Below are 14,659 nucleotides of genomic sequence, written 5' to 3' on the forward strand. Positions count from 1 at the left end.
AAAAGTGCGCAGGGACCGGGCTGCAACATCCATTGTTGCTGCACGGTCCCTGCGCGTTGTAACGCTTGTGCCTAGGCGTTGACGTTCAACGCCGCAAGAACACGTTCGGTGACTTCGTCGATAGCGCCCAGGCCGTCGACCTTGCGCACGATGCCGCGTTCCTCGTAGCGCTCTACAACGACGCGAGTTTCTTCGTTGTACAGGCTCAGGCGGTGGCGGATGACCTCTTCGGTGTCATCGGCGCGGCCTTCGATTTCGGCACGCTTCAGCAGGCGGGCAACCAGCTCGTCATCATCAGCGGTCAGCTGCAGCACTGCGTCCAGGGCGATGCCCTTGTTGGCCAGCATCGCATCCAGTGCATCGACCTGCGCACTGGTGCGCGGGTAGCCGTCCAGCAGGAAGCCGTTGGCTACGTCGTCCTGGTTCAGGCGGTCTTCAACCATGTTGTTGGTGACCGAATCAGGGACGAAGTCCCCGTTGTCAATGTACTTGCTGGCTTCGAGGCCCAGCGGGGTTCCGCCCTTGACGTTGGCACGGAAGATGTCACCGGTCGAGATGGCAACAATGTCCAAGCGCTCGGAGATCTTTACGGCCTGGGTGCCTTTGCCGGCACCGGGAGGTCCAATAATTAGCAGTCGACTCATCGCAGAAGCCCTTCATAGTTCCGTTGCTGCATTTGAGCATTGATTTGCTTGACGGTTTCCAAGCCCACACCAACCATAATCAGGATCGATGTACCGCCAAATGGGAAGCTTTGATCAGCGTTGAACAGCACGAAGGCAATCAGTGGAATCAACGCAACGAACGCTAGATACAGGGCGCCCGGGAAGGTAATACGGGAAATCACGTACTGCAGATACTGCGCGGTCGGACGACCTGCGCGAATGCCCGGGATGAATCCGCCGTACTTCTTCATGTTGTCTGCGACCTCTTCAGGGTTGAAGGTAATCGCTACGTAGAAGTAGGTGAAGCCGATGATCAGCAGGGTGTACACCAGCATGTACCACGGCGAGGACGTCGCCGAGTGCTCCTGCAGCCACATCGCCCACTCGGGCAGGGTGCCGTCGTCGTTCTGGTTGAACTGGACGATCATCTGCGGCAGCGCCAGGATGGAGCTGGCGAAGATCACTGGGATCACGTTCGCCATGTTCAGCTTCAGTGGAATATAGGTGGAGGTGCCGCCCACGGTACGGCGTCCCACAGTGCGCTTGGCGTACTGCACCGGGACACGGCGCTGGGACTGCTCAACGAAGACCACTAGGGCCACAATCAGCAGGCCCACCAGCAGTACGCCGATGAAGGTCATGATGCCCTGTGCCTGGAAGATCGCGCCCATCGAGGATGGGAAGCCCGAAGCGATAGAGATGAAGATCAAGATGGACATGCCGTTGCCGATGCCGCGTTCGGTGATCAGCTCGCCCATCCACATGATCAGGCCGGTGCCTGCCGTGAGGGTGATGATCATCAGCAAGATGACGATCAGCGAGTCATCCGGGATCAGCGGAAGGGTGCAGCTTGGGAACAGGCTGCCGGTGCGCGCCAGGGTGACCAAGGTGGTTCCCTGCAGCAGTGCCAGGGCGATGGTCAGGTAACGCGTGTACTGCGTCATCTTGGCCTGGCCGGCTTGGCCTTCCTTGTGCAGTGCCTCGAAGTGCGGGATCACCACACGCAGCAACTGGACGATAATTGCCGCAGTAATATACGGCATGATTCCCATTGCGAAAACCGATACCTGCAACAGGGCTCCGCCGCTGAACAGGTTCACGAATGAATAAAGTCCACCGGTGGTTTCACCCATTGCCAGACACTGCTGAACGTTGCTGTAATCAATGCCCGGTGCGGGAATGAATACGCCCACACGATAGATCGCAATGATCCCAAGCGTGAACAGCAACTTGTTGCGCAGATCAGGCGTCCGAAAAACTCGGGCTATGGCGCTGAACAAGCGTCCTCCTGAAGTAAGTGCTTGAGTCTGGGGAAGAGATTCTTCCCAGACCTAACGATTCTAGCGGTCAGTTAGGCAATCCTGCCAAATGCGCCACACGAAAAGCGCAGGAATGTTTGCAGAATTGGGACTAAACTGACTAATCAGCCAAGCAATTATTAGAAATCTTAGAATGTTTCGCCGAGAGTAAAAGAAAGTCCCGGTTCGCGTTGATTGCTCAACCCGAACCGGGACTATTCAAAGGCTTGACCCTGTATTAGAGGGTGTTTGCCGAGCCGCCAGCAGCAGCAATCTTCTCGGCTGCGGAAGTCGAGAAGGCGTCAACCTTCACGTCAACCTTGACCGTGATGTCGCCGGTGCCCAGGACCTTGACAGGCTGGTTCTTGCGAACGGCGCCCTTGGCAACCAGTGCCTCGACGGTGACTTCGCCGCCTTCTGGGAACAGCTCCGAGATCTTGTCCAGGTTTACAACCTGGAACTCGACGCGGAATGGGTTCTTGAAGCCGCGCAGCTTTGGCAGACGCATGTGCAGCGGAAGCTGACCACCTGCGAAGCCTGCCTTCACCTGGTAACGAGCCTTGGTACCCTTGGTACCGCGACCTGCGGTCTTGCCCTTCGAGCCCTCACCGCGACCCACGCGGGTCTTAGCGGTCTTGGCACCCTCAGCTGGGCGCAGGTGGTGAACCTTAAGTGCTTTTTCTTCAGCCATCTCTACTTCGCCTCCTCGACCTTCAGCAGGTGTGGGACCTTGTTGACCATGCCAACAGTCACAGGATCGGCGGTGCGGACAACGGTGTGACCGATGCGCTTCAGACCCAGCGAGCGAACAACGTCGCGCTGGCCCTGGTTACCACCAATGATGGACTTGACCTGGGTGATTGCCAGCTTGGCATCGCTTGGAACAATGTTCTTAGCCATTGATTAAGCACCTGCCTTCTGGGACTGGATGTGACGCAGCATTGCTGCTGGTGCAACCTCGTCCAGCGGAAGACCGCGGCGAGCAGCAACAGCCTGGGGCTCTTCCAGAGCCTTCAGTGCAGCAATGGTGCCCTGAACGATGTTGATCTGGTTCTGCGAACCCATCGACTTCGACAGGATGTCGTGGATGCCTGCGCACTCCAACACGGCGCGCACTGGACCGCCGGCGATAACACCGGTACCAGGAGCTGCTGGGCGGAGCAAGACGACGCCAGCGGCGGCCTCACCCTTGACCAGGTGTGGAATGGTAGTGCCAACGCGTGGAACGCGGAAGAAGGACTTCTTGGCCTCTTCAACGCCCTTGGCGATAGCAGCAGGAACTTCCTTGGCCTTACCGTAGCCAACGCCAACCAGACCGTTGCCGTCGCCAACGACCACAAGTGCGGTGAAGCTGAAGCGACGACCACCCTTGACGACCTTGGAGACGCGGTTGATAGCTACAACGCGCTCAAGGAACTTGTCCTTGTCTTCGTTGCGGTTATCCTTCTGGTCGCGACCACGACCGCGGCCTTCGCCACGTCCACGGCCTTCACCACGACCGCGGCCTTCGCCGCGACGGGATCCTGCGTTCTCGGTAGCGGGAGCCGATGCAGTCTCGACTGCTTCAGTAGCTTCAGACACCTGAGTTTCCTTCTTGTTAGTTGCTTCGCTCACAGTGCCAGCCCACCTTCACGTGCGCCTTCAGCAACAGCAGCCACGCGACCGTGGTACTTGTTGCCACCGCGGTCGAAGACAACTGCTTCGATGCCAGCAGCCTTGGCGCGCTCTGCAACGAGCTCGCCAACGCGCTTGGACTTTGCGGTCTTGTCAGCATCGCTTGCGCGAAGATCTGCTTCCATGGTCGATGCGCTGGCCAGGGTGATGCCCTGCGAGTCGTCTACGATCTGTACGAAGATGTGACGAGCCGAGCGGTTGACAACCAGGCGTGGACGAACGGAGGTACCAACGATGTGCTTGCGCAAACGCTGGTGACGACGACCGCGCTGAGCGGACTTGCTCTTGCCCTTGATTCCGATAGCCATGTTTACTTACCAGCCTTTCCGACCTTGCGGCGGATGATCTCGCCAGCGTAGCGAATGCCCTTGCCCTTGTAAGGCTCGGTCTTGCGCAGCTTGCGGATGTTAGCGGCAACCTCACCGACGTGCTGCTTGTCGATACCAGCAACGGTGATCTTGTTGTTGCCCTCGACCGAGAAGGTGATGCCGTCAACGGCAGCAACCTTCACTGGGTGCGAGTAGCCCAGAGCAAGCTCCAGGTCGGCACCCTTAGCCTGTACGCGGTAACCGGTACCGTGGATTTCGAGCTTCTTCTCGTAACCCTCGGTCACACCAACGATCATGTTGTTGATCAGGGTGCGGGTCAGACCGTGCAGCGAACGAGCCTCGCGGGAGTCGTTCGGGCGGCTGACGGTAACAGTGTTCTCGTCCTTGGCAACGGTGATAGGAGCCTTGACGGTGATCGAAAGTTCACCCTTGGGACCCTTGACGGCGACCAGCTGGCCGTCGACATTCAACTCAACGTTGGCAGGTACGGAAATCGGAAGACGTCCAATACGTGACATTGTATGTTTCCCCTTTCCCGTTACCAGACGTAGGCGAGGACTTCCCCACCCACGCCCTTCTTTGCAGCCTGACGGTCGGTAAGCAGACCGGAGGAGGTGGACAGGATAGCGATGCCAAGGCCACCGAGCACGTGAGGCAGGTTGGTGGACTTTGCGTAAACGCGAAGACCTGGCTTGGAGATACGGCGTACGCCAGCGATCGAACGCTCACGCGATGGGCCATACTTCAAAGTGATAGTCAGAGTCTTGCCGACTTCTGCTGCTACTTCCTCGAACGAGGCGATGTAGCCCTGTTCCTTGAGGATGTTTGCAATGCGCACTTTCAGCTTGCTCGACGGCATCGACACAGTGTCGTGGTAAGCCGAGTTGGCGTTGCGCAGACGAGTCAGCATATCTGCGACTGGATCTGTCATAGACATGTGGGCTTCAGCCCTTCCTCGTTACGGTTTCCTTGGCGGACCTGTAACGTAGTGAGATTAATTGTTGGTCTTGAATGGGAAGCCCAGAGCCTTGAGCAAGGCACGGCCTTCGTCATCAGTCTTGGCGGTGGTAACGACGGTGATGTCCATACCACGTACGCGGTCAACCTTGTCCACATCGATTTCATGGAACATCGACTGTTCGGTCAGACCGAAAGTGTAGTTGCCATTGCCATCGAACTGGCGGTCGCTCAGGCCGCGGAAGTCGCGGATACGAGGCAGTGCCAGGGTGATCAGGCGGTCGACGAATTCCCACATGCGATCGTTACGCAGGGTGGTGTGGGTACCGATTGGCATGCCTTCGCGCAGCTTGAACTGAGCGATCGACTTGCGGGCCTTGGTAACCACTGGCTTCTGACCGGTAATTGCGGTCAGGTCGCGCACGGCGCCTTCAATGAGCTTCGAGTCCTTGGCCGCTTCGCCAACACCCATGTTCACGACAACCTTGGTCAGGGACGGTACCTGCATTGGGTTGGCGTAGTTGAACTGCTCCTGCAGGGCAGGGCGGATGTCAGCTGCGTACTTAGCCTTCAGACGTGGCTGGATCTTGGTGGCTGCTTCAGTCATTACAGATCCTTTCCGGAAGCCTTGGCGTAACGGACGCGTACAGTCTTGGACACGCCGTTCTTTTCAACGGTTTCCTCGCGGAAGCCGACGCGGGTTGGCTTCTTGGTCTCTGGGTCAACCACTGCAACGTTGGAAACGTGCACTGGAGCCTCGACAACCTCGATGCCGCCGGTGGCCGAACCGGATTCGGTCTGACCTGCCTTGGTGTGCTTGGTGACGCGGTTGACGCCTTCGACCAGCACGCGGTTGGTCTCGGTGATGACCTTCAGGACCTTGCCCTGCAAGCCACGATCCTTGCCAGCGATGACCTGGACCAGGTCACCCTTCTTGATCTTTGCGCCCATGGTTACAGCACCTCCGGAGCCAGGGAAACGATCTTCATGAACTTCTTGTCACGAAGCTCGCGGCCCACTGGGCCGAAAATACGAGTGCCACGAGGATCGGCAGCGTCACCCTTGAGGATCACTGCAGCGTTCTCGTCGAACTTGATGTAGGAACCGTCTGCACGACGGATTTCCTTCTTGGTGCGAACGACGACTGCCTTGACGACGTCGCCCTTCTTCACGTTGCCGCCAGGAATTGCATCCTTGACGGTAGCGACAATGGTGTCGCCAATGCTTGCGTAGCGACGCTTCGAGCCGCCAAGAACACGAATGGCAAGGATCTCCTTGGCACCGGTGTTATCGGCAACCTTCAGTCGCGACTCCTGCTGAATCACTTCTTACTCCTGTCGTCTCGCTGGTTCTCATGAATGAGCCTTGCGGAACGGATATGGTCTCCACGATACGTATCGCTTACCCCCACTGGCGCGGGCGCACCGAATGCTGATCCCAATTGCCGGCAGGGCCGAGGCGTAAAATATCGAGGCTGGGCTTGCGCGGCCAAACGGATTTGGACCGCACTGCATTATGCCGAAGGTGGATAGTCCTCGAACATCATGCGCACAGATTCTTAAGTCTAGCCTAGAGTGGCGCGAATCCGAAATGGTGTGGTATGAGAAAGGCGAGCGTCGTTCGTCACACCGTTGGCACTCCAGATTCCCTGAATTCCGGGGTTTTGGTGCTGGCATCGGTTGCGGCAGCTCGCCGCTTGCAGCGGCTTCCGTCTGCCTTTCGAGTTCCCTCCGAGCGCTCTCGCGGACGAAAGTCGGGCAAATTGCCATAAGTGGGATTATTTTTCGGTTCAATCCAAGAACTCGAACGTTGCGCTTACCGCCAGGTGATCCGAACCGCCGACCGCATGGGAAGAAGACCCCGTAACAGTGAGTTCCTTCGCCAGTATATGGTCAATGCCGATCAGCGGCGGGAAGCTCCGGCCAGCTGGCCAGGTCGGGCTGGGCAAGAAGCCGTCAGCTTGCACGAATCCTTCCCCCAGGGCCCGGAATGCAGGATGCGAGCGAACGGAGTTGAAGTCGCCGGCAAGGATCACCGGATTGTTCTTCTGCTGTTCCGACCAGTCGATGACTGAAGCCAAACCCCGCTCCCACCTTTGCGCATCGCCGACTGGCGGATAGATATGGATGCCGGCCACGCTCACGAGGCCGCCAGGTGCCTGCACATCGACGACAGGCAAGGAATACCAACCCGTGGCTTCTGCATCCAGATCCCTGACGCGTTCCTGCAATGGATACTTTGAAAAGATCACGGTATCCCGTTCTCCCCCACTGGGCGCCTCGTGGCTCCGATAGCCGAGGTCGTCCAGGGCGCCGCGCCCTGCGAGCTGCCGGTGCAATGGTTCGCTGGTTTCCACCAGGACGAGAATCTGCGGTTCCGTCCTGCTGATCACTTCCGCGAGCTGTTCAGGGTCCGCTCCGGCTTTCAACGCATTGAACGATAAGACGACCAGCTCGGAGTTGTCGTTTCCCGACTGCCCCTCGACAGCGTTCAGTTGCACGTTGGGCACTGTCCCGCAAAGCAGGAGCACGAACAGGCATCCGCTGATCATCCACTTCTTGCGCAGCAGGCCCATAACGAGGCCCGCTGCCAGAAGGAGCAGGAGGTAAGGCTGGAAGGCCTGGAGCTTGGGAATCCATCCGCCGCCGAGGAAACCCAGATACGGAAGGGCTCCAATAGCCAGGGCGAGAACCAGAACCGCACCGGCAGACCACCGAAAGTACGGCATTCGTCGTCGAATCATCACGCCCCGAGCCTACGCGATCCGAATTGTGATTCCGGTCAGGACGCTTTCCCATCCGTTCGTTGCTGGTCGGTTCGCGTCCAGCTAAGCCTTTGTCCAATTCACGATTGCTGCGATGCCCACTGCGCTACACGCCGTGCGCTCTCTTCCGTCGACAGATCCTGAACCCTTGACATGATGGACCAGCGAACGCCAAAGGGATCGAGGATTGATGCAAAGCGGTCCCCCGAGACGAAGTTGCTCAGTGGCTCTCGAATCACGGCACCTGCGGCTTTGGCCCTGGCCACTACCGCATCTGCATTTTCGCAGTAGTATCCCAAGGAATAGCAGGCGTTCGGGGCGGCCGGTGGCCCGACCAATCCATAGGCAGGTGACGGTTCGCCAATCTGCAAGTGGCCATTGCCGAAATCTATCTCCGCGTGGACTACTGCCCCGCCCATTTCGGTCGAATCCAATACGGTGGCGCCAAAGACTTCTGCATAGAAGTCCAGGGCTGCCCTTGCGTTGGGTACTGCCAAGAATGGCGTCAAACTGGTGACCCCATGCGGCACGCCAGCAGTGGTATGCCTCCCTGTCACGCCGTGCGTGGCTTCTTCGAGATTTTCCATATCTTCAGCCTAGGAGTGTGTGGCACGCTGGATCTTGTAAATATGCGACAACTTGTACGGGTGGTAGGCCATGGAGGAAGCTGCAGCAGATCCGCGCGGCGTTTTGTATCCCGCCCGCCTACCGGCAATCGAGCGCTACTCGCCCGATCCGTGCCTCAGACAGTTGGTCTCGTGGTTTTGGCTAGTGGAATGGGATATTGCCCCGGGACGCACCTCAAGGCAGGAATTGCTGCCCGTTCCGCAAATGAATCTGGTCGTTCAGGCAGAGGGGGTAACGCTTTCCGGCCCGGCCAGCGGAGCATCGCACCGCGACTTGTCCGGCAGCGGATGGGCCGTTGCAGCCTTGCTCCGGCCCGCAGCTGCTCAGGCTCTGGGCGTGGAGCCTGTGCAGCTGCTGGACCAGGAAATCCAGTTCAACGCGCCTGAGCTGCTGGCCGCGATCACCGAGATCAAAACGCGGGGCTCCCACGAAAGCAACGGGGCCGCCTGTGCTGATGCCTTCAGCTCGTGGTTCAACGCCCATCTTCCACACGTGTCGCGCGAAGGCCTGCGTGCCAATGAATTGCTCGACGCCGTCGCCATGGAACGCGGGATCGTGAGGGTTTCCCAATTGGCCCAGCACCTGTCGCTCAGTTCGCGCAGCCTGCAACGGAAGTCGGAACGGTATTTGGGTCTGGGACCGCTGGCAGTGATTCGGCGCTATCGCTTGCAAGAAGCAGCCCGTAGGCTGCGCGATGACCCTGGGGCCTCCATCGCTGGCATTGCCGCGGAGCTGGGATATTCAGATCAAGCCCATCTCGCTGCCGATTTCCGGAAGGTGCTGGGTTATTCCCCTCGAACTTATCGGCAGGGCAGAATCTAGCCTGCCAACACCGCAGTCGCTATTAGCGGTCAAGTAGCCGTCAGCTGCGGTCAATTAGTGCACGTCCCGTTCTGTGGGTCGGTGCCAGATGCCATTCACGGCATTGAATACAGAAACGCCCCGGACTCTTCTTGCGAAAAGTCCGGGGCGTTTCGTCAATCACGAGATCCGTGAAATCGCGGGGAAGCTTACTTAGCCTTCTCTACGATCTCAACGAGACGCCAGCGCTTGTCAGCGGACAGCGGGCGGGTCTCAGCGATGACAACCAAGTCGCCGATGCCGGCTTCGTTGTTCTCGTCGTGAGCCTTTACGTTCTTGTTGCGACGCATAACCTTGCCGTAGAGGGCGTGCTTCACACGGTCCTCAACGTCTACGACGATGGTCTTCTGCATCTTGTCGGATACCACGTAACCACGGAGGGTCTTGCGGTCGTTACGCTCGGTAGCGTTATCCACACCGTTCTCCTTCTCGCTCATTACTTGGAATCCTTCTTGGTTTCTTCAACCGGAACAACGACATCCTCACGAATGCCCAGCTCGCGCTCGCGCAGCACAGTGTAGATGCGGGCGATGTCGCGCTTGATTGCCTTCAGGTTCCCGTGGGATTCCAGCTGGCCGGTAGCCGACTGGAAACGCAGGTTGAACAGTTCTGCCTTGGCCTTCTTCAATTCCTCGTTCAAACGAGCGGTATCGAAGCCGTCCAGGGACTCAATGCTAAGGTCCTTCGAACCGATAGACATCCCTATTCACCACCTTCACGACGCACGATGCGTGCCTTCATTGGCAGCTTGTGGATTGCAAGACGCAATGCCTCTTTAGCTACCTCTTCACTGACGCCACCGAGTTCAAACATGACTCGTCCTGGCTTGACGTTGGCGACCCACCACTCCGGCGAACCCTTACCGGAACCCATGCGGGTTTCGGCAGGCTTCTTGGTCAGCGGACGGTCTGGGTAGATGTTGATCCAGACCTTACCGCCACGCTTGATGTAACGGGTCATGGCGATACGAGCGGCTTCGATCTGACGGTTAGTCACGTAAGCCGGGGTCAACGCCTGGATACCGAACTCACCGAATGCTACGGTGGTGCCGCCCTTAGCAGCGCCCGAACGCTTCGGGTGGTGCTGCTTGCGGAACTTCACACGACGTGGGATAAGCATTTAAGCCTGTCCTCCTTCCGCAGCCGGAGCTGCAGCGCCCTTGCGATCGTTGCGACGACGGCGTTCGCCGCCACGTGGACGGTCGTTGCCGCCACGGCCGCCACGAGCTGGAGCAGCAGCCTGCTGTGCAGCCAGTTCCTTGGCGGTAACGTCACCCTTGTAGATCCAGACCTTCACGCCGATGCGGCCGAAGGTGGTCTTGGCTTCGAACTTGCCGAAGTCGATGTTCGCGCGCAGGGTGTGCAGCGGCACACGGCCTTCGCGGTAGAACTCCTTGCGGGACATTTCTGCGCCGCCAAGTCGACCGGAGCACTGAACGCGGATGCCCTTGGCACCAGCGCGCATTGCCGACTGCATTGCCTTCTTCATCGCACGGCGGAAAGCCACGCGGGAAGCAAGCTGCTCGGCAATGCCCTGGGCGACCAGCATGGCCTCCATGTCAGGGTTCTTGACCTCGAGGATGTTCAGCTGAACCTGCTTCTTGGTGAGCTTTTCCAGCTCGCCGCGAATGCGGTCAGCTTCTGCGCCGCGACGACCAATGACGATACCTGGACGTGCAGTGTGGATATCCACACGTACGCGGTCACGGGTACGCTCGATCTCGACGCGGGCGATGCCAGCGCGGTCCATGCCGTTAGACAGCAGGGCGCGGATCTGGACATCTTCCTTCACGTAGTCAGCGTAGCGCTGGCCTGGCTTGCTGGAATCAGCGAACCAGTGGGAAACGTGATCGGTGGTGATGCCGAGACGGAAACCGTTCGGGTTAATCTTCTGTCCCATTTAGTTCTCCCCACCCTTCTGCGTGGTTGAAACAACCACAGTCACGTGGCTGGTGCGCTTCTTGATCTGGAATGCGCGACCCTGTGCACGCGGCTGGAACCGCTTCATGGTCGGACCTTCGTCAACAAACGCTTCGCTGATAAACAGCTCGTCCTCATTGAATGCTTCACCTGCGCGGTCCGCGGCGGCACGGGCGTTAGCCACTGCCGATGCGACAACCTTGTATACCGGCTCCGAAGCTGCCTGTGGGGCAAACTTCAAGATGGCCAGTGCCTCGTTGGTCTGCAGACCACGAACAAGGTTGACGACGCGCCGGGCCTTCATAGGCGTTACGCGGATGTGACGCGCAATTGCCTTGGCTTCCATTGCTATCCTTCTCTCGTCTATCGAAGAAGTGCTAAGCGATACTAGTACCCTCGCGGGGCCTAGCGGCGCTTGCCCTTCTTGTCGTCCTTCACGTGGCCACGGAACGTACGGGTTGGGGCAAACTCTCCGAGCTTGTGTCCAACCATCGATTCGGTGACGAACACTGGGATGTGCTTGCGACCGTCGTGTACGGCGATGGTGTGTCCCAGCATGTCCGGGATGATCATCGAACGGCGGGACCACGTCTTGATGACGTTCTTGGTGCCCTTTTCGTTTTCAGCAACGACCTTCAGGAACAGGTGCTGATCGACGAAGGGGCCTTTCTTCAGGCTGCGTGGCATGTTTCCAGGCTCCTATCGCTTGTTCTTGCCGGTCTTGCGGCGACGCACAATGAGCTTGTCGCTTTCCTTGTTTGGACGACGGGTGCGTCCCTCACGCTTACCGTTAGGGTTGACCGGGTGACGACCACCGGAGGTCTTGCCTTCACCGCCACCATGTGGGTGGTCAACTGGGTTCATGACAACACCGCGAACGGTTGGGCGTACGCCCTTCCAGCGCATACGGCCGGCCTTGCCCCAGTTGATGTTGATCTGCTCAGCGTTGCCAACTTCGCCGATGGTTGCGCGGCAGCGCACATCAACGTTGCGGATTTCGCCCGAAGGCAAACGCAGCTGAGCGTAGCGGCCCTCGCGGGCTACCAGCTGGATCGATGCACCAGCGGAACGAGCCATCTTGGCGCCGCCGCCTGGGCGGAGCTCAACAGCGTGGATCACGGTACCAACCGGGATGTTACGCAGTGGCAGGTTGTTGCCTGGCTTGATGTCGGCGTTTGCGCCGGCCTCAATGGCATCGCCCTGCTTCAGGTTGTTCGGTGCGATGATGTAGCGCTTGGTGCCGTCCACGTAGTGGAGCAGCGCGATGCGTGCGGTACGGTTCGGGTCGTACTCGATGTGAGCGACCTTTGCCGGAACGCCGTCCTTGTCGTGACGACGGAAGTCGATCACGCGGTAGGCGCGCTTGTGTCCGCCACCCTTGTGACGGGTGGTGATCTTACCGGAGTTGTTACGGCCGCCTGACTTGGTCAGTGGACGAACCAACGACTTTTCCGGAGTCGATCGGGTGATTTCTGCGAAGTCGGCTACCGACGAGCCGCGAAGGCCCGGGGTAGTCGGCTTGTACTTACGAATTCCCATTATTTATATTCCTCGTTAAAGTGGTCTCCGCTTAGGAAAGCGGACCGCCGAAGATGTCAATCGAGCCGTCCTTCAAGGTGACGATGGCGCGCTTGGTGTTCTTGCGCGCACCCCACCCGAAGCGGGTGCGCTTGCGCTTGCCAGCTCGGTTGATGGTGTTAACGGAGTCAACCTTGACGTTGAAGATGGCTTCAACGGCGTACTTGATTTCCGACTTGTTGGAGCCTGGTGCCACCTCGAAGGTGTACTGACCTTCGTCGATCAGACCGTAGCTCTTTTCCGATACGACAGGTGCGATGACCACGTCGTGTGGAGCCTTTGAGAACGCGCTCACTTGGCTTCCTCCTTCTGGACCAGGGCATCGAAGGCAGCCTTGGTGAAGACTACGTCATCCGAAACCAGAACATCGTAGGTGTTCAGCTGGTCGACGTACAGAACGTGCACATTGACGAGGTTGCGAACCGAGAGGGCAGCAACATCGTTGGCGCGATCGATGACGACAAGCAGGTTCTTGCGCTCGGTGAGCGAACGCAAGGTAGCCAGAGCTTCCTTGGTCGAAGGCGTTTCGCCAGCAACCAGGTTCTCAATCACGTGGACGCGATCGAAGCGTGCGCGATCAGACAGGGCGCCGCGCAGTGCAGCAGCCTTCATCTTCTTCGGGGTACGCTGCGAGTAGTCACGTGGGGTTGGACCGTGGACAATGCCGCCGCCGGTCATGTGTGGAGCACGAATCGAACCCTGGCGGGCGCGGCCGGTACCCTTCTGCTTGAACGGCTTGCGACCTGCACCCGAAACCTCGGAGCGGTCCTTGGTCTTGTGGGTACCCTGGCGGGCAGCAGCAAGCTGTGCGACGACAACCTGGTGCAGCAGCGGGACGTTGGTCTGTACGTCGAAGATCTCTGCAGGCAGTTCGACGTTAAGTGCCTTAGTCATTTACTTATGCTCCCTTCACGGCGTTGCGTACGAGAACGACGCGGCCGCGGGCGCCTGGAACGGCACCCTTGATCAGCAGGAGGTTCTTCTCAACGTCGATAGCGTGAATGGTCAGGTTCTGAGTGGTAACACGCTCAGCACCCATGCGACCGGCCATCTTCTGTCCGCGGAATACGCGACCTGGGGTCGATGCGCCGCCGATGGAACCTGGCTTACGGTGGTTCTTGTGAGCACCGTGCGATGCGCCAACACCGGAGAAGTTGTGGCGCTTCATAACGCCGGCGAAGCCCTTACCCTTCGAGGTGCCTACGACGTCGACCTTCTGGCCGGCTTCGAAGACCTCCACGGAGAGCTCCTGGCCTGCGGTGTACTCGGCAGCGTCTGCGGTGCGCAGTTCTACCAGGTGGCGACGTGGGGTAACGCCAGCAGCCTCGAAGTGGCCAGCCATTGGCTTGGTGACCTTGCGAGGATCGATCTGGCCGTAGCCGATCTGAACTGCGGTGTAGCCATCGCGCTCTTCAGTGATGAGCTTGGTGACAACGTTGCTGTCAGCCTGCACGACGGTGACAGGGATCAGGTTGTTGTTCGAATCCCAAACCTGGGTCATGCCGAGCTTCGTGCCCAGCAGGCCCTTGAAATTACGGGTTGCGGTCATAGTTTTCTCGCCACCTCCCCTTAAAGCTTGATTTCGATGTTGACATCCGCTGGCAGGTCGAGACGCATCAGCGAATCAACAGCCTTCGGGGTCGGATCAACGATGTCGATCAGACGCTTGTGCGTGCGCATTTCGAAGTGCTCACGGCTGTCCTTGTACTTGTGTGGCGAACGGATAACGCAGTACACGTTCTTCTCCGTTGGCAGCGGCACTGGGCCGACTACGGTTGCGCCTGCGCGCGTGACCGTCTCAACGATCTTCCGGGCCGAAACGTCAATGACCTCGTGGTCATACGACTTCAGCCGGATGCGGATTTTCTGTCCCGCCATGGCGTCATGCCTCTTTCTGTTAGCACTATCTAAAGTTTCTGTGCCTATATACGGGTCCTTCCGGACCGGCACGCCTTGCTCTGCGGCTGAATCCGGATCAGATCCGGGT

25 protein-coding genes are annotated in these 14,659 nt (G+C 58.8%); 1 reads left to right on the plus strand and 24 read right to left on the minus strand.

The window, feature by feature from the left end; all coding sequences use genetic code 11:
* Positions 1–71: 71 nt before the first annotated feature.
* The 13 genes from ATK23_RS08345 to ATK23_RS08405 form a co-directional block, all read right to left on the minus strand.
* Complete coding sequence (locus tag ATK23_RS08345; RefSeq protein WP_038992181.1) at positions 72–644, minus strand: adenylate kinase; 573 nt, start codon at positions 642–644, stop codon at positions 72–74.
* Positions 641–1,945: a preprotein translocase subunit SecY gene (secY, locus tag ATK23_RS08350; RefSeq protein WP_038992182.1), complete on the minus strand. Its 1,305-nt coding sequence runs from the start codon at positions 1,943–1,945 to the stop codon at positions 641–643. The genes ATK23_RS08345 and secY overlap by 4 nt, the downstream gene beginning before the upstream one ends.
* 256 nt (positions 1,946–2,201) lie before the next feature.
* A complete protein-coding gene (gene rplO / locus ATK23_RS08355; RefSeq protein ID WP_038992183.1) occupies positions 2,202–2,654 on the minus strand; it encodes a 50S ribosomal protein L15 in 453 nt (150 codons plus the stop codon).
* A gap of 2 nt (positions 2,655–2,656) precedes the next feature.
* Positions 2,657–2,863, minus strand: a complete 207-nt coding sequence (gene rpmD / locus ATK23_RS08360; RefSeq protein WP_038992184.1) for a 50S ribosomal protein L30 — start codon at positions 2,861–2,863, stop codon at positions 2,657–2,659.
* 3 nt (positions 2,864–2,866) lie between these two features.
* On the minus strand, positions 2,867–3,544 hold the full coding sequence (rpsE, locus tag ATK23_RS08365; protein ID WP_174520608.1) for a 30S ribosomal protein S5: 678 nt from the start codon (positions 3,542–3,544) through the stop codon (positions 2,867–2,869).
* Positions 3,545–3,573: 29 nt separating this feature from the next.
* Positions 3,574–3,945: a 50S ribosomal protein L18 gene (rplR, locus tag ATK23_RS08370; protein WP_066140723.1), complete on the minus strand. Its 372-nt coding sequence runs from the start codon at positions 3,943–3,945 to the stop codon at positions 3,574–3,576.
* A 2-nt stretch (positions 3,946–3,947) separates the two neighbouring features.
* The gene (rplF, locus tag ATK23_RS08375) at positions 3,948–4,484 is read right to left on the minus strand and encodes a 50S ribosomal protein L6 (RefSeq protein WP_038992188.1); all 537 of its coding nucleotides are present in this window, start codon (positions 4,482–4,484) and stop codon (positions 3,948–3,950) included.
* Between the two features lie 20 nt (positions 4,485–4,504).
* Complete coding sequence (gene rpsH / locus ATK23_RS08380; RefSeq protein WP_013349671.1) at positions 4,505–4,903, minus strand: 30S ribosomal protein S8; 399 nt, start codon at positions 4,901–4,903, stop codon at positions 4,505–4,507.
* Positions 4,904–4,960: 57 nt separating this feature from the next.
* Entirely contained in the window at positions 4,961–5,530 is a 570-nt protein-coding gene (rplE, locus tag ATK23_RS08385; protein WP_038992189.1) for a 50S ribosomal protein L5, read from the minus strand.
* Positions 5,530–5,874, minus strand: a complete 345-nt coding sequence (gene rplX, locus ATK23_RS08390; protein WP_038992190.1) for a 50S ribosomal protein L24 — start codon at positions 5,872–5,874, stop codon at positions 5,530–5,532. Before rplX ends, rplE begins: the two co-directional genes overlap by 1 nt.
* A 2-nt stretch (positions 5,875–5,876) precedes the next feature.
* Positions 5,877–6,248, minus strand: a complete 372-nt coding sequence (rplN, locus tag ATK23_RS08395) for a 50S ribosomal protein L14 (protein ID WP_038992191.1) — start codon at positions 6,246–6,248, stop codon at positions 5,877–5,879.
* 464 nt (positions 6,249–6,712) lie between these two features.
* Positions 6,713–7,651, minus strand: coding sequence for an endonuclease/exonuclease/phosphatase family protein (locus ATK23_RS08400; protein WP_066140726.1), 939 nt, complete (start codon positions 7,649–7,651; stop codon positions 6,713–6,715).
* Positions 7,652–7,767: 116 nt separating this feature from the next.
* Positions 7,768–8,274 carry a VOC family protein gene (locus ATK23_RS08405; protein WP_066140729.1) on the minus strand — a complete coding sequence of 169 codons (507 nt, stop codon included), beginning with the start codon at positions 8,272–8,274 and terminating at the stop codon, positions 7,768–7,770.
* A 70-nt stretch (positions 8,275–8,344) separates the two neighbouring features.
* On the opposite strand from ATK23_RS08405, the gene ATK23_RS08410 reads away from it, so the two are divergent.
* Complete coding sequence (locus tag ATK23_RS08410) at positions 8,345–9,136, plus strand: helix-turn-helix domain-containing protein (protein ID WP_066140734.1); 792 nt, start codon at positions 8,345–8,347, stop codon at positions 9,134–9,136.
* A 188-nt stretch (positions 9,137–9,324) separates the two neighbouring features.
* Here ATK23_RS08410 and rpsQ read toward each other — a convergent pair whose 3' ends face one another.
* The 11 genes from rpsQ to rpsJ are packed head-to-tail and all read right to left on the minus strand — an operon-like array spanning position 9,325 to position 14,550.
* Positions 9,325–9,612, minus strand: a complete 288-nt coding sequence (gene rpsQ, locus ATK23_RS08415; RefSeq protein WP_013349679.1) for a 30S ribosomal protein S17 — start codon at positions 9,610–9,612, stop codon at positions 9,325–9,327.
* A complete protein-coding gene (rpmC, locus tag ATK23_RS08420) occupies positions 9,612–9,875 on the minus strand; it encodes a 50S ribosomal protein L29 (RefSeq protein WP_038992193.1) in 264 nt (87 codons plus the stop codon). The genes rpsQ and rpmC overlap by 1 nt, the downstream gene beginning before the upstream one ends.
* Before the next feature lie 2 nt (positions 9,876–9,877).
* On the minus strand, positions 9,878–10,294 hold the full coding sequence (rplP, locus tag ATK23_RS08425; protein ID WP_022874131.1) for a 50S ribosomal protein L16: 417 nt from the start codon (positions 10,292–10,294) through the stop codon (positions 9,878–9,880).
* The gene (rpsC, locus tag ATK23_RS08430) at positions 10,295–11,074 is read right to left on the minus strand and encodes a 30S ribosomal protein S3 (protein ID WP_038992194.1); all 780 of its coding nucleotides are present in this window, start codon (positions 11,072–11,074) and stop codon (positions 10,295–10,297) included.
* Positions 11,075–11,440 (minus strand): 50S ribosomal protein L22, encoded by a 366-nt coding sequence (gene rplV / locus ATK23_RS08435; protein WP_013349683.1) that lies wholly within the window; start codon positions 11,438–11,440, stop codon positions 11,075–11,077.
* 59 nt (positions 11,441–11,499) lie between these two features.
* Positions 11,500–11,781: a 30S ribosomal protein S19 gene (rpsS, locus tag ATK23_RS08440; protein ID WP_022874134.1), complete on the minus strand. Its 282-nt coding sequence runs from the start codon at positions 11,779–11,781 to the stop codon at positions 11,500–11,502.
* Positions 11,782–11,793: 12 nt separating this feature from the next.
* Positions 11,794–12,633 (minus strand): 50S ribosomal protein L2, encoded by an 840-nt coding sequence (gene rplB, locus ATK23_RS08445; protein WP_038992195.1) that lies wholly within the window; start codon positions 12,631–12,633, stop codon positions 11,794–11,796.
* Positions 12,634–12,664: 31 nt separating this feature from the next.
* Positions 12,665–12,967: a 50S ribosomal protein L23 gene (gene rplW, locus ATK23_RS08450; RefSeq protein WP_038992196.1), complete on the minus strand. Its 303-nt coding sequence runs from the start codon at positions 12,965–12,967 to the stop codon at positions 12,665–12,667.
* Positions 12,964–13,566: a 50S ribosomal protein L4 gene (gene rplD, locus ATK23_RS08455; protein ID WP_038992197.1), complete on the minus strand. Its 603-nt coding sequence runs from the start codon at positions 13,564–13,566 to the stop codon at positions 12,964–12,966. Before rplD ends, rplW begins: the two co-directional genes overlap by 4 nt.
* Positions 13,567–13,570: 4 nt before the next feature.
* Positions 13,571–14,221 (minus strand): 50S ribosomal protein L3, encoded by a 651-nt coding sequence (gene rplC, locus ATK23_RS08460; RefSeq protein ID WP_038992198.1) that lies wholly within the window; start codon positions 14,219–14,221, stop codon positions 13,571–13,573.
* Between the two features lie 20 nt (positions 14,222–14,241).
* The gene (rpsJ, locus tag ATK23_RS08465; protein WP_013349689.1) at positions 14,242–14,550 is read right to left on the minus strand and encodes a 30S ribosomal protein S10; all 309 of its coding nucleotides are present in this window, start codon (positions 14,548–14,550) and stop codon (positions 14,242–14,244) included.
* Positions 14,551–14,659 lie beyond the last annotated feature (109 nt).

Origin of the sequence: Glutamicibacter nicotianae, assembly GCF_002797775.1 — a bacterium.
Classification (GTDB): Bacteria; Actinomycetota; Actinomycetes; order Actinomycetales; family Micrococcaceae; genus Glutamicibacter; species Glutamicibacter nicotianae.

Bases quoted from the DNA above. Each gene is read 5' to 3' on its own strand.
- rpsS (WP_022874134.1), bottom strand. From the start codon at position 11,781: ATGCCACGCAGCCTGAAGAAAGGCCCCTTCGTCGATCAGCACCTGTTC.
- rplR (WP_066140723.1), bottom strand. From the start codon at position 3,945: ATGGCTATCGGAATCAAGGGCAAGAGCAAGTCCGCTCAGCGCGGTCGT.
- rplD (WP_038992197.1), bottom strand. From the start codon at position 13,566: ATGACTAAGGCACTTAACGTCGAACTGCCTGCAGAGATCTTCGACGTA.
- rplF (WP_038992188.1), bottom strand. From the start codon at position 4,484: ATGTCACGTATTGGACGTCTTCCGATTTCCGTACCTGCCAACGTTGAG.
- rplB (WP_038992195.1), bottom strand. From the start codon at position 12,633: ATGGGAATTCGTAAGTACAAGCCGACTACCCCGGGCCTTCGCGGCTCG.
- rpsQ (WP_013349679.1), bottom strand. From the start codon at position 9,612: ATGAGCGAGAAGGAGAACGGTGTGGATAACGCTACCGAGCGTAACGAC.
- rpsJ (WP_013349689.1), bottom strand. From the start codon at position 14,550: ATGGCGGGACAGAAAATCCGCATCCGGCTGAAGTCGTATGACCACGAG.
- ATK23_RS08405 (WP_066140729.1), bottom strand. From the start codon at position 8,274: ATGGAAAATCTCGAAGAAGCCACGCACGGCGTGACAGGGAGGCATACC.
- rplX (WP_038992190.1), bottom strand. From the start codon at position 5,874: ATGGGCGCAAAGATCAAGAAGGGTGACCTGGTCCAGGTCATCGCTGGC.
- rplC (WP_038992198.1), bottom strand. From the start codon at position 14,221: ATGACCGCAACCCGTAATTTCAAGGGCCTGCTGGGCACGAAGCTCGGC.
- rplE (WP_038992189.1), bottom strand. From the start codon at position 5,530: ATGACTGAAGCAGCCACCAAGATCCAGCCACGTCTGAAGGCTAAGTAC.
- rpsH (WP_013349671.1), bottom strand. From the start codon at position 4,903: ATGTCTATGACAGATCCAGTCGCAGATATGCTGACTCGTCTGCGCAAC.
- rpsC (WP_038992194.1), bottom strand. From the start codon at position 11,074: ATGGGACAGAAGATTAACCCGAACGGTTTCCGTCTCGGCATCACCACC.
- ATK23_RS08345 (WP_038992181.1), bottom strand. From the start codon at position 644: ATGAGTCGACTGCTAATTATTGGACCTCCCGGTGCCGGCAAAGGCACC.
- rplV (WP_013349683.1), bottom strand. From the start codon at position 11,440: ATGGAAGCCAAGGCAATTGCGCGTCACATCCGCGTAACGCCTATGAAG.
- rpmD (WP_038992184.1), bottom strand. From the start codon at position 2,863: ATGGCTAAGAACATTGTTCCAAGCGATGCCAAGCTGGCAATCACCCAG.
- rplO (WP_038992183.1), bottom strand. From the start codon at position 2,654: ATGGCTGAAGAAAAAGCACTTAAGGTTCACCACCTGCGCCCAGCTGAG.
- ATK23_RS08410 (WP_066140734.1), top strand. From the start codon at position 8,345: ATGGAGGAAGCTGCAGCAGATCCGCGCGGCGTTTTGTATCCCGCCCGC.
- ATK23_RS08400 (WP_066140726.1), bottom strand. From the start codon at position 7,651: ATGCCGTACTTTCGGTGGTCTGCCGGTGCGGTTCTGGTTCTCGCCCTG.
- rpmC (WP_038992193.1), bottom strand. From the start codon at position 9,875: ATGTCTATCGGTTCGAAGGACCTTAGCATTGAGTCCCTGGACGGCTTC.
- rplP (WP_022874131.1), bottom strand. From the start codon at position 10,294: ATGCTTATCCCACGTCGTGTGAAGTTCCGCAAGCAGCACCACCCGAAG.